This window comes from Enterococcus sp. JM9B, from assembly GCF_009933265.1.
GTDB classification, from domain to species: domain Bacteria; phylum Bacillota; class Bacilli; order Lactobacillales; family Enterococcaceae; genus Enterococcus_C; species Enterococcus_C songbeiensis.
The window spans coordinates 1-23,563 of record NZ_MAEK01000030.1 but is presented as its reverse complement, the minus strand read 5'-3'; the positions used below and the strand labels follow the sequence as shown (position 1 = coordinate 23,563).

Annotated in this window: 23 protein-coding genes; 3 read left to right on the top strand and 20 right to left on the bottom strand. The window is 39.4% G+C overall.

Going from position 1 to position 23,563, the window contains the following annotated elements; all coding sequences use genetic code 11:
- Nucleotide 1: 1 nt before the first annotated feature.
- From BAU16_RS09480 to BAU16_RS09430, 11 genes are all read right to left on the bottom strand, one after another.
- Nucleotides 2-631: a V-type ATP synthase subunit D gene (locus BAU16_RS09480; protein WP_048605277.1), complete on the bottom strand. Its 630-nt coding sequence runs from the start codon at nt 629-631 to the stop codon at nt 2-4.
- A gap of 1 nt (nt 632) precedes the next feature.
- On the bottom strand, nt 633-2,015 hold the full coding sequence (locus BAU16_RS09475) for a V-type ATP synthase subunit B (protein WP_161527002.1): 1,383 nt from the start codon (nt 2,013-2,015) through the stop codon (nt 633-635).
- On the bottom strand, nt 2,008-3,789 hold the full coding sequence (locus BAU16_RS09470) for a V-type ATP synthase subunit A (RefSeq protein WP_048605279.1): 1,782 nt from the start codon (nt 3,787-3,789) through the stop codon (nt 2,008-2,010). The genes BAU16_RS09475 and BAU16_RS09470 overlap by 8 nt, the downstream gene beginning before the upstream one ends.
- Nucleotides 3,790-3,804: 15 nt before the next feature.
- Complete coding sequence (locus BAU16_RS09465) at nt 3,805-4,116, bottom strand: V-type ATP synthase subunit F (RefSeq protein ID WP_048605280.1); 312 nt, start codon at nt 4,114-4,116, stop codon at nt 3,805-3,807.
- Nucleotides 4,106-5,101: a V-type ATPase subunit gene (locus tag BAU16_RS09460; RefSeq protein WP_161527001.1), complete on the bottom strand. Its 996-nt coding sequence runs from the start codon at nt 5,099-5,101 to the stop codon at nt 4,106-4,108. The genes BAU16_RS09465 and BAU16_RS09460 overlap by 11 nt, the downstream gene beginning before the upstream one ends.
- A 10-nt stretch (nt 5,102-5,111) precedes the next feature.
- On the bottom strand, nt 5,112-5,690 hold the full coding sequence (locus BAU16_RS09455) for a V-type ATP synthase subunit E (RefSeq protein WP_137605857.1): 579 nt from the start codon (nt 5,688-5,690) through the stop codon (nt 5,112-5,114).
- Between the two features lie 116 nt (nt 5,691-5,806).
- The gene (locus tag BAU16_RS09450; RefSeq protein ID WP_137605858.1) at nt 5,807-6,277 is read right to left on the bottom strand and encodes a V-type ATP synthase subunit K; all 471 of its coding nucleotides are present in this window, start codon (nt 6,275-6,277) and stop codon (nt 5,807-5,809) included.
- Nucleotides 6,274-8,253 (bottom strand): V-type ATP synthase subunit I, encoded by a 1,980-nt coding sequence (locus BAU16_RS09445; RefSeq protein ID WP_137605859.1) that lies wholly within the window; start codon nt 8,251-8,253, stop codon nt 6,274-6,276. The genes BAU16_RS09450 and BAU16_RS09445 overlap by 4 nt, the downstream gene beginning before the upstream one ends.
- The gene (locus BAU16_RS09440) at nt 8,243-8,563 is read right to left on the bottom strand and encodes a hypothetical protein (protein WP_137605860.1); all 321 of its coding nucleotides are present in this window, start codon (nt 8,561-8,563) and stop codon (nt 8,243-8,245) included. The genes BAU16_RS09445 and BAU16_RS09440 overlap by 11 nt, the downstream gene beginning before the upstream one ends.
- A gap of 470 nt (nt 8,564-9,033) precedes the next feature.
- Nucleotides 9,034-10,296, bottom strand: a complete 1,263-nt coding sequence (locus BAU16_RS09435; protein ID WP_137605861.1) for a GntP family permease — start codon at nt 10,294-10,296, stop codon at nt 9,034-9,036.
- Nucleotides 10,297-11,442 carry a glycerate kinase family protein gene (locus BAU16_RS09430; protein ID WP_161527000.1) on the bottom strand — a complete coding sequence of 382 codons (1,146 nt, stop codon included), beginning with the start codon at nt 11,440-11,442 and terminating at the stop codon, nt 10,297-10,299.
- A 156-nt stretch (nt 11,443-11,598) separates the two neighbouring features.
- Between BAU16_RS09430 and BAU16_RS09425 the strand changes: the two genes are divergently transcribed.
- Nucleotides 11,599-12,699, top strand: a complete 1,101-nt coding sequence (locus BAU16_RS09425) for a CdaR family transcriptional regulator (RefSeq protein WP_161526999.1) — start codon at nt 11,599-11,601, stop codon at nt 12,697-12,699.
- A 209-nt stretch (nt 12,700-12,908) separates the two neighbouring features.
- Here the strand turns inward: BAU16_RS09425 and ahpF are convergent, their stop codons facing one another.
- Nucleotides 12,909-14,444, bottom strand: a complete 1,536-nt coding sequence (gene ahpF / locus BAU16_RS09420; RefSeq protein ID WP_137605864.1) for an alkyl hydroperoxide reductase subunit F — start codon at nt 14,442-14,444, stop codon at nt 12,909-12,911.
- A 12-nt stretch (nt 14,445-14,456) separates the two neighbouring features.
- Complete coding sequence (gene ahpC, locus BAU16_RS09415; RefSeq protein WP_048605287.1) at nt 14,457-15,020, bottom strand: alkyl hydroperoxide reductase subunit C; 564 nt, start codon at nt 15,018-15,020, stop codon at nt 14,457-14,459.
- A gap of 264 nt (nt 15,021-15,284) precedes the next feature.
- Between ahpC and BAU16_RS09410 the strand changes: the two genes are divergently transcribed.
- Entirely contained in the window at nt 15,285-15,557 is a 273-nt protein-coding gene (locus BAU16_RS09410) for a hypothetical protein (RefSeq protein ID WP_048605288.1), read from the top strand.
- A 45-nt stretch (nt 15,558-15,602) separates the two neighbouring features.
- Here the strand turns inward: BAU16_RS09410 and BAU16_RS09405 are convergent, their stop codons facing one another.
- Together BAU16_RS09405 and BAU16_RS09400 are read right to left on the bottom strand one after the other, a co-directional pair.
- Nucleotides 15,603-16,352: a class I SAM-dependent methyltransferase gene (locus BAU16_RS09405; protein ID WP_048605289.1), complete on the bottom strand. Its 750-nt coding sequence runs from the start codon at nt 16,350-16,352 to the stop codon at nt 15,603-15,605.
- Between the two features lie 10 nt (nt 16,353-16,362).
- Nucleotides 16,363-16,989 carry a thermonuclease family protein gene (locus BAU16_RS09400; RefSeq protein WP_237579235.1) on the bottom strand — a complete coding sequence of 209 codons (627 nt, stop codon included), beginning with the start codon at nt 16,987-16,989 and terminating at the stop codon, nt 16,363-16,365.
- A 202-nt stretch (nt 16,990-17,191) separates the two neighbouring features.
- Between BAU16_RS09400 and BAU16_RS09395 the strand changes: the two genes are divergently transcribed.
- The gene (locus BAU16_RS09395; RefSeq protein WP_048605356.1) at nt 17,192-18,541 is read left to right on the top strand and encodes an amino acid permease; all 1,350 of its coding nucleotides are present in this window, start codon (nt 17,192-17,194) and stop codon (nt 18,539-18,541) included.
- A 24-nt stretch (nt 18,542-18,565) separates the two neighbouring features.
- Here BAU16_RS09395 and BAU16_RS09390 read toward each other — a convergent pair whose 3' ends face one another.
- The 5 genes from BAU16_RS09390 to BAU16_RS09370 form a co-directional block, all read right to left on the bottom strand.
- Nucleotides 18,566-19,306 carry a class I SAM-dependent methyltransferase gene (locus BAU16_RS09390; protein ID WP_137605867.1) on the bottom strand — a complete coding sequence of 247 codons (741 nt, stop codon included), beginning with the start codon at nt 19,304-19,306 and terminating at the stop codon, nt 18,566-18,568.
- Entirely contained in the window at nt 19,290-20,300 is a 1,011-nt protein-coding gene (locus tag BAU16_RS09385; protein ID WP_161526998.1) for a zinc-binding alcohol dehydrogenase family protein, read from the bottom strand. Before BAU16_RS09385 ends, BAU16_RS09390 begins: the two co-directional genes overlap by 17 nt.
- Before the next feature lie 16 nt (nt 20,301-20,316).
- On the bottom strand, nt 20,317-21,300 hold the full coding sequence (locus tag BAU16_RS09380; protein WP_237579234.1) for a hypothetical protein: 984 nt from the start codon (nt 21,298-21,300) through the stop codon (nt 20,317-20,319).
- Entirely contained in the window at nt 21,293-22,144 is an 852-nt protein-coding gene (locus tag BAU16_RS09375) for a hypothetical protein (RefSeq protein WP_137605869.1), read from the bottom strand. Before BAU16_RS09375 ends, BAU16_RS09380 begins: the two co-directional genes overlap by 8 nt.
- A gap of 137 nt (nt 22,145-22,281) precedes the next feature.
- A complete protein-coding gene (locus BAU16_RS09370) occupies nt 22,282-23,331 on the bottom strand; it encodes a DUF1002 domain-containing protein (RefSeq protein ID WP_137605870.1) in 1,050 nt (349 codons plus the stop codon).
- Nucleotides 23,332-23,563 lie beyond the last annotated feature (232 nt).

Genomic DNA, 23,563 nt, shown 5'->3' with positions numbered 1-23,563 from the left:
CTTATTTATTCATGTTTTTGACTTTGATCATTCGGGTGACTTCCGAACGCTCATTTTCTTCCAGCTTCATTCGAATGTAATAGATTGTTTCTTCCAATTCAGGAATCGTCATATATTCCAACGCATTTACCCGTCGTCGCGTCTTTTCAATTTCACTGGCCATCAACTGACAGGTCTTTTCAATTTCCGTCAATTTTAATAAACTTGGCAATACCGACGTAAAACGATCAATGGAATTATCCAGAGGAACATTGGAATTTAAATACCCATATTCCAAAGGCGTTTCGATCGTGTGGGCATCATAGTTAAAATGCATCACCGGAACTTCCACACTCATGATATTTTTTTGTGAAACATCCAACTCTACACGAGCAGAAGGCAGAATAAACAATTCTTCGATAAAGGATTCATTCAACGTGACATTTGCCAGTCGAAACGAACGCATGGCACTTTCCATCAGGTTTTCGACTTCTTTTCGCAGTTTGTCATTTTGTTTCACCAATAGGATAAATTGCCGCATCAACTCATCTTGCTTGTCTTTCAGCAATTTATGCCCTCTTTTTGCTGTCGTCAACTGCTTCTTTAAACGAGCAAGTTCCATACGAGTTGGATTGACGTTTAATTTGGCCATTTTATTCGACCCCTTTACTAGGCAAAAACTCATCGATCATTTCATCTTTGATCCGTTTTAACTCCGTTCGCGGTAAAATACTCAACAACTCCCAACCAAGATCAAGTGTTTCTTCTATCGATCGATTGGTTTGGTACCCTTGATTGACATACTCATCTTCAAACCGTTCAGTGAATTTTGCGTAAATTTTATCGACATCCGATAAAGCAGAGTCCCCTAAAACTACAGCTAATTCTTTGGCTTGTTTCCCTTGGGCATAGGCAGAAAACAACTGGTTCATCGTAGCCGCATGATCTTTGCGGGTTTTATCTTCACCGGTCCCCTTGTCCTTTAGACGAGATAAAGACGGCAACACATCGATTGGTGGCTGGATACCATTTTTATACAACTCCCGAGACAAAATAATTTGTCCTTCTGTGATGTAGCCGGTTAGATCGGGGATTGGATGAGTTTTATCATCTTCGGGCATCGTCAAAATCGGAATCTGGGTGACAGAGCCTTTCAATCCACGAATTCGTCCAGCTCGTTCATACAACGTTGCCAAGTTGGTATACAGATATCCCGGATAACCACGACGACCGGGAACTTCTCGACGAGCGGCTGAAATTTCCCGCAAAGCTTCACAATAGTTGGTCATGTCAGTCATGATAACTAAGACATGCATTCCTTTTTCATAGGCAAGGTATTCCGCTGCCGTTAGCGCCATTCTTGGGGTTGCGATTCGTTCGATGGCAGGATCATTCGCCAAGTTCATAAATACAACTGAGCGATCAATGGCGCCGGTTTTACGAAAGTCCTCCATAAAGTATTCCGCTTCTTCAAAGGTGATGCCGATACCGGCAAAAACCACTGCAAAATCGTCATCTTTATTCAAAACGGTTGCTTGACGAGCAATTTGTGCCGCTAACTCTTTGTGAGGTAATCCTGAACCTGAGAATATCGGCAATTTTTGTCCACGAACCAAGGTATTCAAATGATCGATAGATGAAATCCCTGTTTGGATAAACTCATCTGGATAATCCCGAGCCATTGGATTGATGGCTTCTCCATTGATGTCCAACATTTTTTCCGGTAGAATTTCCGGACCATTGTCTTTTGGTCTGCCTAATCCGTCAAAAACTCGTCCAATCATATCTTCTGAAACGCCTAGTTCCAAAGGATGTCCTAAAAAGCGAACGGCAGAATCCCGCAGATTGATGCCGCTGGTGCCTTCAAAAATCTGAACAAGGGCTTTGTCTTCCTCTACTTCTAAAACCTGACCTTTACGTAGTTCCCCTGTTTGTAAGCGAACCTCGATTAATTCTTCATACTTCACACCAGAAACCTTTTCTACCGCCATTAACGGGCCGACAACTTCACCGATTGTTTTGTACTCTTTAATCATTCGTCATGCCCCCTTCTTGGACGATTTCTTTAATCGTTTCTTTGATTTCTTGTTGCATTGCAAGAATTTGATCTAGATTTTCTTCCGGTACATATTTCATCCGAGCCAATCGATCCCGCAGTAAAACAGTGCCCTTCATTATTTCTGAAAGATAAGAACCTAAAGTCAATGCATTCGCCGCTTCTTTTCCGAAGGTCAAAATATTGTTCAGCATATGAAATTGTTTTTCTCTTGAAGTAAAGGTATCTACATCATCAAACGCATTTTGCTGTAAATAATCCTCTCGAATCGATTTTGTAACCTTCAGCAGAAGTTGGTCCTTGTCAGATAACGAATCAATTCCCACTAAACGAACAATTTCATTTAATTCAGATTCTTTTTGCAGCATCCGCATTGCCTCGGTCACCAAGCTGGACCATTCTACTTGCAGCTGCTGATCTAGGTAATTGCCGATTTCCGTTTCATATAAGGAATAGCTTTGCAGCCAATCAATTGCAGGAAAATGGCGCTGTTGAGCAAGGGTGGAATCCAAGCCCCAGAAAACTTTTACTACCCGTAATGTATTTTGAGTCACCGGTTCAGAAATATCTCCCCCAGAAGGAGAAACCGCGCTGATTGCGGTGATACTTCCTTCTCGTCCCTCTGACCCAAGAGCAACAACTTTCCCTGATCGTTCATAGTATTCTGCCAATCGGCTGCCTAAATAAGCAGGATAGCCTTCATCTCCGGGCATTTCTTCTAAACGACCAGACATTTCCCGTAACGCTTCTGCCCAACGAGAGGTAGAATCCGCCATGATAGCCACCGAATACCCCATATCACGGAAATATTCCGCAATGGTGATACCGGTATAAATCGATGCTTCACGAGCCGCTACCGGCATGTTTGAGGTGTTTGCAATTAAAATCGTCCGTTCCATCAATGGTTCACCTGTATTTGGGTCAATCAGTTCCGGGAACTCATTCATCACGTCAGTCATTTCATTTCCCCGTTCGCCACAACCAACGTAAACCACTAAATCCACATCTGCCCATTTGGCGATTTGATGCTGTACGACTGTTTTCCCAGCACCAAATGGTCCGGGAACTGCGGCCGCACCGCCTTTAGCCACCGGAAAGAACGTATCAATGACCCGCTGTCCAGTAATCATTGGTGCTTCTGGATTCAGCTTTTCTTTTACCGGTCTTGCCCGGCGTACCGGCCATTTTTGCAGCATCGAAAAAGTTTTTTCTCCCTCTTCAGTTTGAAGAGTATAAATTGTTTCATCAATTGTAAAAGCTCCCGGTTGAATGTCTTGAATCCTTCCACTAATTCCATTTGGAACCATGATTTTGTGAACGATCAGTTTTGTTTCCTGAACCGTACCTATGATATCTCCGGCAGTAACCTGATCACCGATCTGAGCCAACGGTTGGAAATCCCATTTTTTCTCATGATCCAAAGCCGGCAGTTGTACTCCCCGCAAAAGATAATTGCTCTTGGTTTTCTCCATAAAGCGATCGAGAGGCCGTTGAATCCCGTCAAACATTTGTGAAAGGATTCCCGGAGCCAACTCAACGGATAATGCTTCACCTGTTGAACGAACCGGCTCTCCCGGTCCAATTCCTGCCGTTTCTTCATATACTTGAATCGAGGCAACGTCTTTACGCATCTCGATGATTTCTCCAATAACGCCAAGATCACCTACATAACAGATGTCCTGGATACTTGCATGTCCCATATTTTCAGCCATTACTAATGGACCTGAAACTTTAACTATCGTTCCAATTTGCACGATTTCAGCTCCTCCCTAAAGGATATTTTGTCCGACCGCTTTTTCCACATTATTCTGCACTGCCTGTGTTCCGATGCCAAGTGAGCCATCGTGATTGGGAATCAATACCACAGCAGGTGTCAGTTGTGAGTCGTAACGGTCGATTTGATCCTGTATTAATTGTGCACAAGGTTCAGTGATATAAATTACACCAAATTTTTCTTTGATCATTGCGTTGAACGCTTCTTCAACTGTTTTTTTATCCGTGCCGTATTTAACGGTGAAACCGAATAATTTGAAAGGCAGGATGGATTCTTTATCGCCGATGACTCCAATTTTATACGTCATAGGTTTTTCGCATCCTTTCTTTAATTTGTGTTGCCGTAAAACCACTACGTTTGCCAACGATAATCAACCGCAGATTTTTTGCTTCGATATCTTTGGCATTCAAAAATGCTAGTAATGGCAATGGACCAAAGGCTTGTGTCTGTGCGCCTTCAACGATTTCTGTCAAATAATCATCTTTGATCAAATCTAATTGGGCAAAGTCGATTTCTTCTTTCTCAATTGCCGGCCGAATCAACTCACCATAAGCACTTTCTAATAAAAACGTTCGAAAGCTATCCAGATCTTTTCCGGCAAAGCTCATATAGGTTTCCTTTGAAATACTGCCTGAACTGGAAAGAACCGCTGACAGAAAGGCCTGTGTTCTTTTTTGAATCAAACAACGCAAAGCGGTGATGATATTATTCAAATCAATAGATGCTGTGACTTCCTCCAATAGTTCTGGATACCCCAGCTCCTCTGCCAAGCGCCGCTGTTCTTTCAAAAAGCGACGATCATAGATGACATCGATTCCTTGAAGAATGGTCGATTCTTCGATGTGCTCTCTCACTTCCTGGATACTTTTAAGGACTGTTGTCGGCAAAACCGTTGATTTCCCTGTTTGAATCGCCGTTTTCAGCTTGTCTAATGAATAAAATCCGTCTGGCAAAAAGAGGGAATCATAGTTTTCACCAGCGATTTCAGCTTTTGTCAACACCTTCAAATTATGAAAGGTATAGCGCATCGTATACATCCAGATTACTTTCGGTTCGGGCGCTACTTCAATCAATTCTTCATAAGTCGTCAGCAATTCCTGATTCAACGTCTGTTCGATCGTCAATTCAAAATTTTCACCTAAATTGTTTCCGTAAACCGTTTGTGCCAATAGTTCTCTAATTTGTTGAAAATTTTCAGCAGCAATTAATTGTTCAAAAAAATCGGGTTTTAATAATTCATTTTCCTTCAAGCGAATAAAGGGATTTATTTTATGATATAGCGGATTGCTCATGTCACCCCTCCTACTCAAATAATTCGCGGGTAATCTCGCTGCCAGCCTGTGATCGTAATTCATTCAGCAAATCGCGGTACAAAAAATTGTATTGGATTCCCTGGTCGTCTACGATAAATCCTTCATTTTGAATTGCCTCGCCTAAATGAAGGGTATAGGACAGTTCATTACTGATTTCTTCCAACCAGTCGCTAGATAACGCTAGCTGGTTTTTTTCACCTGTAAGCAGCATGACTTCGCCATTGATTGGTAACGCCTGTAAGCAACTTTTGGCAAATTGCTGCATTTCATTTTTTGACCAATTGCCCATAATTTCGTAGGCTTCCTCAAAAAGTTTATCTAGATAGTGCTGTTTTTCGATTAAAGTTTCTTGCCGAACTTCTACTTGCTGACGAGATCGTAATTGTTTGTATTTATTTTTTACTCCTTGCAGCTGCTTATCCAATTGTTTTTCATGCTCAGTTTCAATCGCTGCTTTTTGTTGATCCGTTGTTGCTTGGATCGTCTGCAGTGCTTCTTCTCGGTAGATTTCTCGTTCCTCTACCGCCTTTTCATTGATTTGTTCAATGATTTTTTCAATGGCATCCATTTTATTCCCTCCCAGCTTATTTTTGGTTGGAATTTTTTCAAAATCCCTGTCGGTTCTCATCTCTCATTCGTTCACCAAAGGAATGAACGAAAGTGGAACGAACATTCTAGTAGGTACTAGATGCTTCCCAATAATAAGAATGAAATAACGAATCCTAAAATGGCGTACATTTCTACCATAACCGAAAACATAACACCTTTAAAGAAATGCTCAGGTTTCTTCGCTAAAATTTGAATACCTGCAGCGGCAACTTTCCCTTGGGCAATACCCGAAAATAGTCCGGTAAAAGCAACAGGAAGCGAAGCACCGAAGTAAGCAATTCCGTCTATTGTAGACATATCTCCAGAAAGACTCCCGAAAATCATTGCAGCAATCGCGAAACCATACAATCCCTGGGTACCTGGTAAAAGCTGAAGAATCAATGCTTGTCCAAATTTTTCTGGTTGGCTGGTGGTCAATGCTGCGGCTGCTTCCCCAGTCATTCCCACACCTTTTGATGATCCGATTCCTGAAAAAATCGTCGCCATCCCCATACCTAAAATTGCAAAGATCATTCCACCTTGGTTCTCAATCAAATACTGTATCATTTATCTTTTCCTCCATTTTCTTCTTCAAAATTCATATATTTTTCCTCTGGCTTGAAGGCTTGAAATGGTCGCCCACCACCAGTATAAAACTTGCCGAAAAATTCTACATATTGTAAACGTGCTGCGTGAACATAGGCGCTCAACAGAGATAAGAAAATATTTAATCCTTGCAAAGCAATCAATAAAAGAATCCCGATTGAAAAACGTGCTGCTGGCGGCATGTAGCCGACGAGCATATTAAACGCCGCCGCGATACTTCCCCCAGAAATTCCCAATGCCATCAAACGGCTGTAACTGACAAAATCGCCGATATAGCCGGTAACCCCATACAAGTCATATAGTCCCATAAAAAAGCCACCAACTTTGGATTTAGATGTAATCATTGGAATCAAAATAACGAATAATGCGCTAAATGCCGCAATAATGATTCCGATTGTTGTCATAAGACTTGATTTAACAACTAACGAACCGGCTGCCGCCACTAAGATACCGGCCAAAATTCCCTGCCAAGAAAACCCTTCATTAATTGCTGCCAAGTAATCCTTGCGCTTGATATTTTCCCTTGCTGCTAAAAACAGCCCGGTAAAAATCTGCAGTCCGCCGAAAATCATCGAGATTCCGAAAATTGCCATGAAATCTTTTGAGGGTGCAAGCAGATGGAAAGGTAAATCCGCCCCAAAGATGCTCCCATAAATCAGTCCCCAAGCAATGGTCGGAAAAGACAATAACTGAAACAGCTTCATAAAATTCATCGTCCCTTTTGGCAGAGTCAGAAATTTTATCGCAAGTGTCGTTATCAAAAGCATAACTGCTCCATACCCAGTATCAGCTACCATCATGCCGAAGAAAATCAAGTAAAACGGCATCATCCACGGAGTAGGGTCGATTTCATCGTATTTTGGCAAGCTATACATCGCCGTTAATATCTCAAAAGGCTTTACCAACTTGCTATTCGTTAATTTCGTTGGTGCTTGATTTTGTGCAATCTCGCTTTTTGTTGGATCTTCAAAAGAAAGATACACTTCATTTTCAGGAAAGGCTCGCTGGATTTTTTTGGTGATTTTTTCACTGTCTGCTGCGGCAATCCAACCACGGATCACTATTAAGTAACGAGACCGTAAAGAGCCTTGTTTGGCAACTTCACGCGCTTGTTTGGCTAACAGCACTTCTTCGGCTAATTGCAGGTCAGCAACCTGTGCTTTTTTTTCACCGATCTGTTTTGTCAGTAGTTTGCGTTCCTTAGCTAGAGCAGTCAGCTGCTGTTTTGCTTCTGCCAACACCTGCTTTGGTTCTTCCTCATGAAAAACGGTTTCCAGTTTAACACCAAAATGTTGGAAAATATTCTGAACAAGGGTCTTTTCTTCTTTAAGATAAATCAAGCTAAACAGAGTTTCTTTCGGTTTTGTCGTGATAATCTCAAAATAAAACCGCTCATTTTCCAAAAGCCTGGTCCGTAATTCTTCCCATTGCTCATTTGCAATTGACCCAAAGACATAGGTGGTCGTCTTAAGGGTTGATTCACTTGGGGCAATATCTAAGCTCTGCCAATCAGTTCCCCAATCCTCTGCCTCCAAATACGTTTTTTCCTTTTGTTGGTTGTTCTCCCACGCATCTTTCAACAAATTGATTTCTTCTAGCAAGTGAAGTATTTTTTCCTGATCAAAAGTGGCTTCCAAGGAGTCCAAAGTAGTTACCGAACGCTTCAATTCCACGATTTTTTGTTTGGCATCTCCATGATTTCTGATAAATTGAATTCCTTCACGAATCGATGCAAGCAATTGATCATAGCGATGTGTATCTTCCGTTGTTAAAAGACTGCCTTCTGGAAAATAGGCCTTGATCCAAGTTTGATTTTCTTCATGATTCAAGACGTCTTCAATCTCTAATTGCTGTGTTCCTTGAATAATTTGAAGAATTTTTTCTTGCTTTTCCTTTTCGGCGATGATGGAAAGTTTTTTTAATGGACTAACTGCCATAGGTTGTCTTCACCCTCTCTAAAATCTCGCCAACGATTTGCTCGTGCTTTGCTTCATATTGCTCTCGGTATGCCGCTTTTTTTTGTTTGGCATCCGCAAGCAACAGCTCTTTTTCATTTTGAAGCTGTTGCTGTTCCTCTGTTTCCACCTGATTGACTTTCTGGATACGCGCTGTTTTTAGCGCTGCGGTCAATTCTTGGAGCTCCTGTTCCTTTTGCTGTTGGTGTCGCTTAATTTCTGCAACTGCTTGTTGGTATTTTTTTTCGTTCTCAATTTCTGCTTGCCGAATCCGCTCCAAAGCTTCCTTCAATTTCTTTCCTCCTTTACAAAAAAACGTGCTCCTGTTTTTAAGAAGCACGTTCGGAATAAAAAGGCACTTCAAAAAATGTTCTTCTCACCCCTTGAAGAACGCAATCCTTGAAGTATTTCACTCAACCCTTTTTTTAATTATTCAATTGTCTACAAGTAATATCATAACAAAAAGATCACTAGAAATCTAGAATTTTATTTTGATTTTTTTAATCATAAAGTCATTAATAAGTCATGTAAATTAGTATTGGTATAAGCAAGCACGAAAAGATTTACTGGCTATCCATTTTTCACAACGATTAAAAATAAGTAGATTTTCTAATTTGATAATAAAACACTAACTCAGTAAAATTAGTTTTTTCTAGTGGAACGGTATACCTCATTCGTGTCAAAAATAAAAATTCACGAGTTGCTCATTTCTTTTCTCACATATTTTTTTAATATCTTTCTCGTTAAAAAATCTCATGATTTCTATCTAAAAATTAAATACCATACAATTGATAGTGTCGTACTGGTTAATCCAATAATAGCTTCAAAAGGAATTAATTTCATTCTTTCTTTGATATTAAGTTCAACAGATCCTCCAGTTGCGTGAAAAAAAGAACCATGAGGTAATGAATCTAGAACAGTAGCTCCTGTATGAACCATAGCCCCTGCAAATAACGCTGGAACTCCCTCTTTTAGTAACACTGAGGAGAATGTTTGAGAAGCAATGGTGGAACCAGCTGTGGTAGATGCTGTAGCTGCCCCCATAACAATTCCAGCAATTGGGGCCAAAACGAAGGAAGGAAGATGCATCATTTCTAGGAGATTAACGACATCCCCCTGAAGAGCAGATGCCTTGATAATTCCCGCAATTGTCCCTGTTCCAATCAATAATACCGAGACGCCTATAACTTTTGTCAATCCAAATTCCATGTATTCAGGGAACTTCTTCACTCTACCGCAAGCTAATGCAGAAATAAACCCGCCTACAGGTAATGCGATTAAAGGATCAATGACAACATTAAATAAAGGACGCAATGCTAATAAAAGAATAACAGCTACAGGTCCAGAAATAGCCGCTCCTATTTTTGGTAATTCTTTATTCTCTACACTTTTATTGTTATAGTTTTTTTCTTCTTTCATTGTTTTTTTAGTTAAAAAGGTAGCTAAAACAATCGTCACAATTAATGCCCCGATTGCTGGAACAATATTTACGGTCATTAAGGATGTCAAATCTAATTTGAAACCTTCAGATACTGCGATTGTATTTGGATTTGGAGAAATGATGTTTCCTGCTTTTCCTCCACCAATCATGGCTAATAAAACTGACGCTTTGTTATATTTGACTTTATTTCCAATCGCTAGTGCAATTGGTGCAACAGTAATTACTGCTATATCAATGAATACGCCAACAGCACAAATGACCATTGTCGCAACTGCAATCGAAGCAATCGTTCTTTTCTCACCTAATTTATTTACGATGACCTCTGCAATTTTTTCTGCAGCACCCGTTTTAATCAAAGCACCGGCTAAAATCCCTGATGTTAAAATTCTTAGAACAGAGGACATCATACCTTGTGCACCAACTATCATGACGTCTACGGTACCTACTAAATTTCCACTACCAATCAGACCGCCTATAAGTGCTCCGATTATTAAACTATAGGCAGGCTGTATTTTTTTTATAATTAAAATAATTGAAAGTGCTAATCCTAATAACGCACCTAATGTAGTAAATGTGACTTCCATTTATCGTTCCTCCTTAGATTTTAACAAACGCATTGTTTGTTCAACGGTATCACTTAAGTTTAACTTTGTATTTTTAATTTCCATTGCTTTTTCTAGCGTTGAAATTTCCCTTAGAATTGGGAAAAATGCATCTATTCCATGATTATTACACTCTACAGCATCATGTGTTGCGCTTCCGGAAAAGGCAATAACCGTTTTTCCGAATTTTTTTGCGAGCCGCGCAACCCCGATAGGTGCTTTCCCCATAGCTGTTTGATAGTCCAATCTGCCTTCTCCTGTAATGACCAGATCCGCACTAGCAAGCTCTTCTTCTAATTGAATCGTTTCCAAAACTATATCTATCCCTGATTCTAATTTCCCACCTAAAAAAGTATTAAACGTAAATCCCAAACCGCCAGCAGCGCCAGCTCCAGGAAGTTGCGGATTCGAATAGGGGTACAACTTCGAAGCAATATCAGAAAACGCTATCAAAAGATTATCTAGTTCATCAACCATTTCTGGCGTAGCGCCCTTTTGCGGGCCGAAAATTTTGCTACTTCCCTTTTCTCCAAATAATGGGTTCGTAACATCACAAGCAATTTGAAATGTGCACTCTTTCAACACACTAGGTACATTCGTATTATTAATCGTTACTAAATCTCTTAATCCAATAGCACCTAAGGCTATTGGTTGATTTTTGTTATCTAGAAGATCAAAGTTCAAAGCTTGTAACATTCCGGATCCACCATCGTTCGTTGCACTTCCACCTATGCCAATAATGAAATCTCTGCAGCCCTTTTTTATCGCGTCCATAATAATTTCACCCACACCGTAGGTAGTCGTGTACAATGGATTTCGTTTTTCTTTAGGAACTAGAGTGATTCCAGCCGCCTCAGACATTTCAATTATTGCTATCTTTTCATGTTCAATAATGCCATATTCAGCATTCACTAAATTTCCAAGTGGTCCAGTAACTGGGATTTTAATTCTTTTTCCACCCATTCCATCAACGAGCGCGTTAACCGTACCCTCACCTCCATCTGCTAAAGGTTTGATGATGATCTCTGCTGTCGAATATACGCGGCGAATACCTTCTTGTATTGCGTACCCCGCATCCATAGAAGAGATGCTTCCTTTAAACGAATCAATACTAATTATTACTTTCACTTATTTGTCCTCCACAAAAAAACTTTTTCAGCAAGCGCTTACCTGCCATTAAGTGTAGCAAAAGGAATTTTCTAATGATATAGTATGTATAATAATAAATTTATGTTTTTAATCATTAAATGTAGTATGTATAACAATATGAGGGTGGTATTATTTGTGCAAAGTACTATTGATAAAAATCTAGCTGAACAAATCGTTTATGCAGTCAAGGAAATATGCGGATATGATATTAATTTCATAGATAATAATGGTATCGTTTTTTCGAGTACCGATGAATCTAGAGTAGGTAGTTTTCATGAAATTGGCAAAGAGGTTGCAGATCGAAGAGAAAAAATTGAAGTTATGGTCGATGATGAATATAGAGGAACCAAAAGAGGTATAAATATACCAATTTTCTATGGAAATACAGTCATTTCTATTATTGGAATAAGTGGAAAACCATCGGAAGTTAGAAAGTATGGGTATCTTGCTGAACGGATTACAAATTTATTGATTCAAGAAAAAAATATGCAAGAAACTAAATTTGATAAACGAGAACAAATTCATTTCCTAATCAATACCTTAACACAAGGAACTAACTTGACCACAGAATATCTTAAAAAATTAATTGCCCAATGGAATCTGGATATAAATACTGATATAAGAGTTATTTTATTTCATTTAAATTCAGATAATCCAGATGTGAATATTTCCTTTTTTGAACAAGAGATTATTAACTATTTTAGTAAGTATGAAATTAAATTAATTACTTATAATTATCCAAATGAATATCTAGCTCTTGTTGATTCAAACATATTCACTGAAGAAGAATCATCTTTTAGAACTTTTGCAGATAAATATCAAGGAAAAATAAAAATAGCTAGTGGAAAGAGTTGCCACCTTCTACAGGCAAATGAGTCCCTTCGAACTGGACGAATCGCCTTAAAAAGTTTGAATGATTATATAACTAACTATATAAACTTTGATGACCTATCACTTGAAATTCTTTTTTCATCTTTAAGTGCTAAAAAGATTGATTTATTTATTGATAAAGTACTAGGTGATTCTCTCAACCAAAATCAAATAGAGATTTTGACTGTCTATTTCAAAACAAATATGTCTCTTCAAGAAACTTCAAAAAAATTATTCATCCATAAAAATACGTTGCAATACCAATTAAATAACATAGGGAAGAATTCCGGGTATAACCCAAGAAAATTTTATGATGCCCTTATGTTATATTTAGCTCTAAATTTATTACGAAAAAAAAATTCATAATGAGTTCTTTTTGTTTGAACACAAGAACTGATTATAGATTGTTTTGGACATAGATTTTTTGTGTTGCTTAATTATTACGCATGGTTATAAGTCCATACCTGAAAAATATACCTAAAAGCACCTAAAATTGCCGATTTTAGGCGCTTTCATTAAGTGTTTCTATTAATAAATTGAGAGATTAAAAACTCGCTGAATAAGCTTTATAACATCTAGTTTTCCTGACGAATCAGATAATCAAAAGCACCTAATGCTGCGGTAGCTCCTGAGCCCATAGAAATAATAATTTGCTTATAGTGGCTATCGGTACAGTCACCTGCTGCAAAAATACCATCGACTGCCGTTGCTCCTTGCATATCAACAATGACTTCTTTTCGTTCGTTCAGCAGGTCTGGCTTCAACCAATTAGTGTTTGGTACAAGTCCGACTAAGACAAAGACACCGTCAACAGACAAGTTTTTGTTTGCTCCCGTCAAACGATCTGTGTATACCAGACCGGAAACCTGTGCCTCCCCCAAAATTTCTTTCGTGGCAGCATTGGTGATTACTGTCACATTGGGAAGGTCTGCGAGTCTTTTTTGGAGAACCTGATCTGCTTTAAGCTCTGGCAAAAACTCTAAAACAAAAACCTGTTTAGCATAACCCGCCAAATCAATTGCCGCTTCAATGCCGGAATTTCCTCCACCGATGACCGCCACATCTTTTCCTTCGAACAAAGGACCGTCACAATGCGGACAATAGGCAACCCCTTTATTTCTCAACTCTTTTTCGCCGGGAACATTGATATTTCGCCAATGAGCACCCGTCGCTAAAATCGCAGCCTTTGTTTTTAGAACAGCCCCATTTTCTAGCTCGACTTCTATAAGATTACTATCTGTCTTACGGATATCTTTTGCCCGTTGCCCCTTCATAATATCCACTGCATATTTTTGTACATGTTCTTCTACTTGGTGCATCAATTGGGGACCTTCTACATAAGGTGTACCGATCATATTTTCGATACCCAAAGTTTCCAGCACTTGTCCGCCAAAAGTTTCCGCCACTAAACCAGTTTTGATTCCTTTGCGAGCGGCATAAATCGCTGAACTGCTGCCGGCAGGACCTCCACCAACGATTAAGACATCAAACAATCCTTTCTCATCAAATGCCGTTGCATCTGCAGGACCAGCAGCTTTTTCCAGCAATTGTTCAATGGATTGTCGACCACTGCTAAATTCCTTTTCGTTGAGATAAACGGTAGGGACAGCCATGATTTTCTGCTCATCAACTTCTGCTTGATACATGCTCCCCTCCACCATCGTATGAGTGATCTGTGGATTAAGTACCGCCATAATATTTAGTGCCTGAACAACATCCGGGCAGTTATGACAGGTCAGACTAACATAAGTGACAAAATGCAATTCTTTCTTGATTTCACGAATACGTTTGGCCACTTCCTCATCGATTTTGGGAGGTCGACCACTGACTTGAAGCAATGCCAAAATAAAGGAGGTGAATTCATGTCCCAAGGGTAAACCAGCAAAGGCGATGCCGCTTTTTTCGCCAGATTTATTCACTTCAAAACTTGGGGTTCGTGACAAGTGGTTTTTTTCAATCGTGATGCGAGGCGTCATCGCCGCCACTTCCTCTAAAAATTCAGCCACCTTTTGCGAATCAGCATCCCTCCCTAAATCTGCAGAAAAAACGATATCTGATTCAAGCAACGCCAAATATTGTGCCAATTGTGTTTTCGTTTCATTATCCAGCAATCGTCTCGCCTCCTAAATTTTCCCAACTAAATCAAAGCTAGGTTTAAGGGTTTCGCCACTTTCTTTCCATTTTGCAGGACAAACTTCCCCTGGATGAGTACGTACATATTGAGCCGCCCGAATTTTATCAATCAGAACACTTGCATCACGACCGATTCCATCCGCATTGATTTCCAATGCTTGAACGATTCCATCAGGATCAATAATAAAAGTACCCCGTTGCGCTGCTCCTTGTTCTTCTTCCAAGACATCAAAAATTCGGGAGATATGGTGGGCTGGATCACCAATCATGGTGTATTCAATTTTCCCAATGGCATCCGAATGGTCATGCCAAGCTTTATGTGTAAAATGGGTATCCGTTGAGCAGGAGTAAACCTCCACACCCAATTCTTTTAATTTACCGTATTGTTCTTGCAAATCTTCTAGTTCTGTCGGGCAGACAAATGTGAAATCGGCTGGATAAAAACAAAGAACCGACCATTTCCCTTTGAAATCTTCATTACTGACTTCAACAAATTCTCCTTGATGGTATGCTTGTGCGTGAAACGCTTCAACTTCTTTTCCAATTAGTGACATCTCAAGTCGCCTCCAGTATTTTTTTGAGAATAGTTCTCCATAAATGAAAAAATTTCTCGAGAAACTAGATAAAATCAAAGAAATAATCTTTTCTAGTTTAGAATTAGTATAAAATAAAAAACGTTCTATGAAAACCCTTTTCCGAACTTTTGTCCTATATTTTCAAAGTTTTTTAAACGTCTTTATCGATTAACCACTCAAAAGTGTTTATTCATACGCTTTTTCTCCAAAAGTGCTATGATAAACTTAAAGAGGCGATGAGCGATGGCTCTAACAGTAAAACAAACGGAAGATTTTCTTACTACACAAGTTTCAGGAATTACGGTAATGGACGTATCGGTAGAATATCCAGATTCTAAAGAAGTGCTCTATATTGAAGGTGAGCAAGAATATTACCTTTTCATCAACGAAAAAGAGCACTACCTATTTACGGATGGAAAGAAAAATGTCAAATTGGAAAAAAGCGAAGACGATCCTGATTTGTCAGAAGAAACCTTCCTTGATCGTATGGTAAAGGTGATTCTATCAGAAGAATAAAAAAGATTGGCGAAAAGACTTTTAAAAATCTTTCCGCCAATCTTTTTATTTCTCCCCACAAGTTGCCCAAAATGAGGGGACGTTGTAGTCGTGTAATCGACCTTGACCATTGGTATCTTCATAAAGATCAAGTAATTTAAAACCTGCTTTTAATTGTCCTCGAATTTGTTCGTCCAAGGTATGAGAAAATTGATAGCCCCATTCTTTTACATCCCACGTCTTTAGCAGCTCCGGGTCTTTTAAAAGATTAAATGGTAATTTGTGGGTCAATGTCGTTTCTGCTTCATCAAAGATAAAATTCATGCCATTATCCAATCCAGCCAATAATCGGCCACCAGGTTTCAAAATACGGAAGCACTCCTCCCACACCGGTTGCACCTCCTCTATATAACAATTGGATACCGGATGAAAAATCAAATCAAATGTTTCGTCCGCAAAAGGTAATGGTTGCGTCATATCCCCCTGAATCATTTCAATCGAATAACCTTCTCGATCCGCCACCATTTTTTCTGACTGAATCTGTTTTTCAGAATAATCTAAAACTGTACATTCTGCTCCCAAGGCGGCAAAAATCGGCATTTGCTGTCCACCGCCGGAAGCAAGTCCCAATATTTTCTTTCCCTTCAGATCTGAAAAAAACCATTCTTTGGGAACAAGTCTATTCGGTGTCAGTACCATTTCCCACCGACCTTGTTTTGCCTCGGCAAAAATTTCAGAAGAAATAGGAATTCCCCATTCCCATCCGTCAGTCACCCAGCCATTAATTACCTGCGCATTTTCTTTTGTATAGTCCATGATTCTCTCCTTACTGCTCCTCGAACATATAATAACCTTTCGCTGTCTTTTTCACGTAACCAGATTGCGACCAAACACCGCGTTTTTCATCTTGTGCTTTTTGTTGTGCGGCTAACAACTCTGTTACATATGTTTTCCCACCATCATTGACGTAGCGAACAACCGCCAAGCCGTTTTCAAGTAATTTATCCTGCAACAATTCATCTCCAACATACACGTACGCCAGAAACCGTTGGTATTGATCTTGAACCTCTCCTTTATCGAAAACAAGACTTACTTGGCCGCGGGTCAACTGCTGCTTTGTAAAATCGCTAGCTTCCTTTCCGAAAGGTTGAACTGCAACTCCTCGTTTGACACTTTCGGGCGTATCTACCATTAACAGCCGTAATTTATATTCCTGTCCTCTCGCCATGAAAGCAAAGGTATCCCCATCCACATTGCGAATCGTATTAACTTTAATTTTTTCAAAACGTGGAGGATCACTAAGATCAACTTCATCAATTTCACTAGATACAGCACTTTTTTCTACGCTTGTTTGAGAAATTTGCGGTTCCTGTTCCGGTAATAAAAATTGAAAAAAGAGAGCCAGTAGAACGAGCAAGATACCGCCAAATGTCAGTGTTTTTTTCTTCTTCACGTTAGCCTCCCTACAACCATTTGCTGGTTCCATGCTATCATTTTCTATTTCATGAGACAACTCTAGAATGAGAAATAATAGAAATAATTCTGATAATTTAGTAAAAGAAGAGCAATAAAAGTTGAAATTTTCAGAAAATTCACGTATTATTCATTTTGGCTTAGGAAACACCTGCTATTATTTAAAATTAAAGGAGCATTTCATGGAAAATAAATTACAAAAGAAATTACATTCCCGACATGTGACCATGTTGGCTTTAGGCGGTGCAATCGGCGCCGGATTATTCAAAGGAAGTGGCGAGGCGATCGGTTTGGCCGGCCCATCTGTTTTGTTGGCCTTTTTATTAGGTGGCTGTCTGCTTTACAGCATTATGTCTTCTGCAGGAGCCTTGGCAATGAAAAATACCCATGCTCGTAGCTTATCGGAAATCGTTGAACCCTATATCGGAAAATTTTCCGCTTATTTCACGGATTGGCTCTATTGGACATTATGGATGATCAATGTGATTGCTGAAGCTGTTGCAGCAGCAAGTTTTATGCAACTCTGGTTTCCCAATACGCCAGCCTGGATCTTCATCTTGGGAATTTCTTTGATCACAACTTTGATCAATTTTTTGTCCGTCCGTATTTTTGCTGAAACAGAATTTTGGCTGACGGTTGGTAAAATCAGCGTGGTACTATTACTGATTGCCTTTGCCGGCTTCTTGGTTGTTCAGCAAATTTTTGGCGAAGGATTTTTCCCTACAATGCAATCCATGACGACTCACGGCGGTTTCTTCCCTCATAAACTGCAGGGATTGTTCAACTCCTTGTTACTTGTAATCTATTCTTACGGTGGTACTGAGTTGATTATTATCGCAATGGGGGAAACCGAAGATCCTGAGCGTTCGATTCCTAAAGCAATCCACAGCGTCATTTTTCGAATCATCGCCTTTTATATCGTTCCCATGTTTCTCTTATTGATTATCTATCCATGGCAAGAGCTTGCACAATCTAATGTTTCACCGTTTGTGATGGTTTTTGAAAAAATGAACATTCCTTTCGCCGCAGATTTAGTCAATCTCGTGATTGTTCTGGCTTTATTTTCCTCGATTAATTCGGGAATCTATGCCTCCTCACGTATTTTGCATCTGCAACTTTCAAAATCAAAACGTTTCAGCAAACACATGAAGCTGAACAAACATGGCGTGCCAAATCGTGCGGTGATGGTTTCTACAGCCACTTTATATGCAGGTGTCCTGTTGTCCTATATTTTTGGTGAAGAACTCTTTACCTATCTTGTTGGGAGTTTGTCCTATACGGTTCTTATGATCTGGTTGATTCTTTGTATCGCCTATTTTAACTATTTACGGAAGTTTTCTACTTCAAAAATCAAACGCGGAATCAATTTACTGACCTTAGTCAGTTTAGGTGGGATTTTTCTGGCAATCTTCTCTTCCAACAATCCGGCAGTTACACTAGTCACCGCTGGAATTTATGGCTTGATCGTCGGTTCTTATTTTATCTCCCGCAAGCATTCCCTCTTAACAGCAAACTCACAAGAACTTCCATAAAAAAAAACCGGCAGTCGACGTTTTTTACGCATCGACTGCCGGTTTTTTCCAAAGCAATAGCTGAAATTCGTGGATTCGTTGGTTGCTCATTTCATCTGAATCACCAAAAAATCGTTCTTCATGGCTTTTTAACTCTCGAAATGAAAGTTGATCTTGAAAGTATTCTCGAAAAAAATCTCGAGAAATCGATTCTTCGTCTTGATATTGAAAAGACTGCTTTGAATAACTGATTTTTTGTTGTTGGAGCATTTCCTCATAGCTTTTCATCAAGGATTCTTCCGCCATCCCAGAATTTTCAATTGAGGTAAAACAATCTTCTGAGCGAGTCATTCGTAAAATCAGGCACCATTTAGCAGTGATTCGATTCATTTCTAGCAAGTCCTCGACTTGTAAAAGTGCAGGATTCATTGCTGAAAAAACAACAGAGAAAGAACTCTCAGGCGTTTCAGCAAAAAAAGCGGCCTGATCCGAACATACCAACCGCAAATTTTCTGCTGGAGTCTGCTGCCTTGCGTAATTTAACATCTTAGGGGAAATATCGACTAAAGTATAGGTCGTCACACTAGGTAAAAAGGTGGTGACATATCGACCGGAACCCCCGGCCAAATCAAGAAAACTATTGGTCGGAAATACCCCCGTATTTATTAAATAATGGTACATATCTTCTGCAATTGGTAATGCTGATTCTTGCTGGATAGTAGTATATTCTGATGCAAACTGATCCCAAAATTCTCGGATTTCTTCTAAATCAGGCAATGATTCCACCAGATAGCACCACCTTCCCAGGGTGTCCTTTTTGAACCAACGAAAAAGCTTCTGCTAAATTTTTTTGTGTGATGCCATCAGTAAATTCTTTTCTTATGGTAGACGTAAGTTTACCATTTTCCACCAAATCAGCGATTTTTTTAAGAATGATGCCCTGAGATGTTCCTTGAGAGAAATCTGTTTTTGTAAAAACATAGACCCAGTCAAAAGAAACGCTTAGGTTTTTTAATGGATTCAGATCCAGTGATTCTGCCGTATTTACGATTGATCCAATCCGTCCAAAGGGTTGAATTAAAGCAGCAAGTTGCGGTAAATACTCGCTACTATCATAGAAGCAAGCAATAAAATCAAACTTCAGCTGAGCGGGCAATTGTGAAGCTAAATCTTGGTGATAGTCCAAGCAATGGTCGACTCCATTTATTTCGAGCCAAGAAAAATGTTTTGGACTCGCTGTTCCATACACTTCCAAACCACACCATTTGGCTAATTGGCCCGCGATTGATCCGACACCACCTCCGGCATTGATCAATAAAATCTTTTTGCCGGAATTGGTATTTTCTTCAGGAATCAGTTGAAATTTTTCAAACAATAGTTCCCAAGCGGTCAAACTTGTCAATGGCAATGCCGCCGCTTCACCATCTGAAAACGTGGTAGGTGCAAGTGCAACCAATTCTTCATCCACTAATTGATATTTTTGATAGCTGCCCTCTCGTTTCGTGGTTCCCATGTAATAAACACGTTTCCCCAAAAAATCGGTACTCACTTTGGAGCCCATCGCAACAACTTTTCCCACCGCATCGTACCCTAATACTTCAGTTTGATTTTCTGGTATCAGCTGTTGCCGCTTCAAATCAATAGGATTTACTGCCACAGCCCCGATTTCTACTAATAAATCATGAGCCGCCAATTCTTTGACTTCCTGTGTGCCAGAAAGAATAGTACCAGAAAAATCACCATCTTTATTCGTTTTACTACAAAAAACGGTATTTTTCATCTTTTCACCTGTTTCATTAATTGCTGCGAACCATCAAAGGAACGAGGAATGGATAGCTTGTGAAAAAATCAAGCAACGACCGTTTCCGTTGATCTGAATCGATAAACAGCTTGGTATGTCCGTTTTCAAAACCGGAGATTAGTAATCGTTGATTTTGATCCAATAGCACCTGATAAGAAACTCCAGAGTTTTTCTCAAAATCATAATCCGGGTTTTCCATCGCAGTAATAAAAATTTCATCCAATATTTTTTCTTGAAGCGGGTATTCACTTTCCAGACTTACAGCTAGCGGTTGCGTGTTGTCTAACAAGCTAGGTTGAACAACGAACTCCAGTTGACGAAAATGGCTCAATAACAAATTTAGGTCGTAATTAACCAGAGAAAGTTGATCTTTAGAGAAAATCTTCTCTGCATGCCACAGTCGGATCAATTCCAAAAGCTGCTCGTCATCCACCGCCACTTCCATTGAATCTGGTTGAATCGTAAGCAACGGCATAAATTCTGTCGTAAATTTTTGGTCGAGGGGAATCAATTTGAAACTAAACAATAGTTGATCTTCAGCATTTAATTGATAGCGCAAATAGAAATGCTTCGTTGACCAGATATCGTAGGCAATTCCAGATGGCTGCAGTCCTACCGTCGCCAATGGTTTCATCAGCTCGTAGGAAAAATATTCCAGCAAGGTTTTCTTAGCAATAGGGGAAATTCTTTGATCCGTAGAAAGTAATTCCTTGTATTTTGCCAATAACTGATCAAAATCTGCCTCCATTAAAGATTTCCGCAAGCGCAGATCCGCCAATTCCTCCTCTGCTGCTTCGATCAGGCGAACAATTTCCTGCCTATCCGTCTCTTTTGTCTGGTAATATTCTTCTACAGGAGTCAAAGGTGCAGTCTCTTCGACAACAGATTCTTCGGGAAGTTCTTGATTTTTCAGTTCATTTGTTTGAGTTATATTTGTTTCAGAGGAGAGCAATTCATCTTTTTCTTCAAGGTTACTCATCAGCGTTGCCTCCTTCAAGGTAATTTTCTAAAAACGTCGTCAATTGTTGGTGCATCGGAAGAATTCCGCCAAAATAACGGGTAATCAAGCGGGTTTCTTTTTCAACGATGGCGCGTTTTAGCCGTGTCCGCATATATTCTTGTTGCAGATATTCTTTTTCTCTGCCTGCTTGGGATTGGTTTTCAATAAAAGGCAGCCATTCCGCCTTTTTCGCTTCCAATTTTTCCCGTTGATCAATAATCTCCGCCAATTCTTCATCAACTTTTCCACGATTAAAGAACCCTTTTGAATTGCCAATGGCTGTTTCCTGTTGCTTCAATTCTTTAATTTTTTCTTCTAATTTCGTAATTTCCGATTGTGCCGCAATTCGTTTAGCATCTAACTCATCCATTTGTCGTTCAATCGCCGTCAGTGCATCCTGTTTTTCTTCATTAAATGCTTCCCACTCCTGATCAATCGCCGGAATCACAAAAATTTCCGGAATACTGGCATCAATCCCTATCGTGGCCCGTTCATGATAATATTCACCGATTTTATAATAATGAATCGTCTCGGAAATTTTCTCATAATGCACCATAAATGGAAAGGCAGCCATAAAACGGTCATGGATTTTTTGCGTCAATAGCTGGTCGATTTCATGATGGGCATTGGATGTTTTTTTCAATTCCTCATGCAATCGACCATTATATATCCGATAAATTTCTGGAATATTTTCCTCTTTGATTGCTTCTTCAAATGCCTGAAGATCCTGAAGTATTTGTGTAATATTTTTTGAAGCAACCTCTTTGATCTCAGCAAAAGTTGCTGAACTTGTTTCATTTGTTTTCTGCTTCTCAGCTTCCATACATTTACCTCCTAAGGTAAGACTCCCCTTAATTTTATCATTAAACAGCTTAAATGTGTATTTTCACTCTTTGCAAAATTAGATAAAAAGAAAAAGCTTGAAAATGAATCTCCATGATCCAATTTCAAGCTTTCTTTTTAATTAAATAACCCACTAAAGAAGTCTTTCACACTTTGCCACAGATTAGCAAAAAAGCCTTGATTTTCTTCCAGTGTTCCTTTTAACGTATCGCCGAATTTCCCCAACTGATCTGTCAAATCATTGACCGTATCCTTGAATCCGTCACTGATTTTATCAAGCTGTTCCAAAGACTCTTTGTCCAGAACCCCATCTGTTTCTTGATACTTTTCTGCTAAAGAAACCAGCTTTTGAATATCTTCTTTTGAGATATAATCACCAAGATTATTTTTTGCCAACGCATCATTGACGATTTTCTCAACATCTTCCTTAGTAGCCAGTTCTCCCTGCTTTTCTTTCAGCTCGGCTAATTCTTTTTTAATATCTACCAGCGTTTGATTTAATTGTGTTTTGTAGGCTTCATTGGCCTTTTCTTTATCCGCATCACTTAAATCTTCGCTTTGATTATTCTCACTGGCATTTTTGACAATCGAATCAGCGACAGCTGTAGTTGTATCCAATTCTTCTTGCGCCAACTGAGCCCGCTCTGGATCAACAGCCTCACCATTTGCCGCAAAAGCCTTATAAACGCCTGTTAGCGCACTTTCACCAGTTACTTTCACCACACTACCGACTTTAATTGTGGCATCTGTCACTCCAGCAGTAACCAGTGGATTCTTATATTGATCAGCGGTAATCAATGTGATATTTTCTGGTGTTACGATATCAACAGTGATTCCTTCTCCCTGATTTTCACGACTGACTACAACGGAACTGAACATCACGCTATCTTGACCACTACCATAGCCTAAATATTTTACTAGGTCATCTCCAGTAGCTACTTCGACATTTACACTATCGATGTCTTTTATTCCTAAAATATCCATCGTTTGCGCTTTTTGATCGCCAGTCAAAGCTGCCCCCATTACAAATGTCGGCTTTCCCCAACGTTCATTAATGACCGTTTCAGAATCAGAAGATGTTGCAGCATTTACAATTTGATTTGAATGGAATATACCGCTAATTCCTAATAAAAGACCTATTGCCAATCCTAATTTTATTTTTTTCATAACGACCTCCTGCTCAATTGTTATCCTTATTTTACCCTTTCTCACCTCCTCTGAAACAGAAAAAAGAAAAGATTAATACTTTATTTAAGAACATCAAAAAAATTTAACTTATTACAAAATTGTATGAAACAACAATCCGATTTGCACTTTTTAACATCGAAATGAAAAGCCAACATATAAAAAAAGACCAAGACAAATGTCTTGATCTTTTAATCGCGTGGCGACGTCCTAC

What these genes read in the sequence shown, in the direction of transcription:
- BAU16_RS09465 (WP_048605280.1), bottom strand. Translation starts at nt 4,116, where the DNA reads ATGACGTATAAAATTGGAGTCATCGGCGATAAAGAATCCATCCTGCCT.
- BAU16_RS09435 (WP_137605861.1), bottom strand. Translation starts at nt 10,296, where the DNA reads ATGGAAGTCACATTTACTACATTAGGTGCGTTATTAGGATTAGCACTT.
- BAU16_RS09385 (WP_161526998.1), bottom strand. Translation starts at nt 20,300, where the DNA reads ATGAAAAATACCGTTTTTTGTAGTAAAACGAATAAAGATGGTGATTTT.
- BAU16_RS09375 (WP_137605869.1), bottom strand. Translation starts at nt 22,144, where the DNA reads ATGGAAGCTGAGAAGCAGAAAACAAATGAAACAAGTTCAGCAACTTTT.
- BAU16_RS09395 (WP_048605356.1), top strand. Translation starts at nt 17,192, where the DNA reads ATGGAAAATAAATTACAAAAGAAATTACATTCCCGACATGTGACCATG.
- ahpC (WP_048605287.1), bottom strand. Translation starts at nt 15,020, where the DNA reads ATGTCACTAATTGGAAAAGAAGTTGAAGCGTTTCACGCACAAGCATAC.
- BAU16_RS09475 (WP_161527002.1), bottom strand. Translation starts at nt 2,015, where the DNA reads ATGATTAAAGAGTACAAAACAATCGGTGAAGTTGTCGGCCCGTTAATG.
- BAU16_RS09370 (WP_137605870.1), bottom strand. Translation starts at nt 23,331, where the DNA reads ATGAAAAAAATAAAATTAGGATTGGCAATAGGTCTTTTATTAGGAATT.
- BAU16_RS09450 (WP_137605858.1), bottom strand. Translation starts at nt 6,277, where the DNA reads ATGATACAGTATTTGATTGAGAACCAAGGTGGAATGATCTTTGCAATT.
- BAU16_RS09405 (WP_048605289.1), bottom strand. Translation starts at nt 16,352, where the DNA reads ATGGACTATACAAAAGAAAATGCGCAGGTAATTAATGGCTGGGTGACT.
- BAU16_RS09380 (WP_237579234.1), bottom strand. Translation starts at nt 21,300, where the DNA reads ATGAGTAACCTTGAAGAAAAAGATGAATTGCTCTCCTCTGAAACAAAT.
- BAU16_RS09455 (WP_137605857.1), bottom strand. Translation starts at nt 5,690, where the DNA reads ATGGATGCCATTGAAAAAATCATTGAACAAATCAATGAAAAGGCGGTA.
- BAU16_RS09445 (WP_137605859.1), bottom strand. Translation starts at nt 8,253, where the DNA reads ATGGCAGTTAGTCCATTAAAAAAACTTTCCATCATCGCCGAAAAGGAA.
- BAU16_RS09460 (WP_161527001.1), bottom strand. Translation starts at nt 5,101, where the DNA reads ATGAGCAATCCGCTATATCATAAAATAAATCCCTTTATTCGCTTGAAG.
- BAU16_RS09480 (WP_048605277.1), bottom strand. Translation starts at nt 631, where the DNA reads ATGGCCAAATTAAACGTCAATCCAACTCGTATGGAACTTGCTCGTTTA.
- BAU16_RS09410 (WP_048605288.1), top strand. Translation starts at nt 15,285, where the DNA reads ATGGCTCTAACAGTAAAACAAACGGAAGATTTTCTTACTACACAAGTT.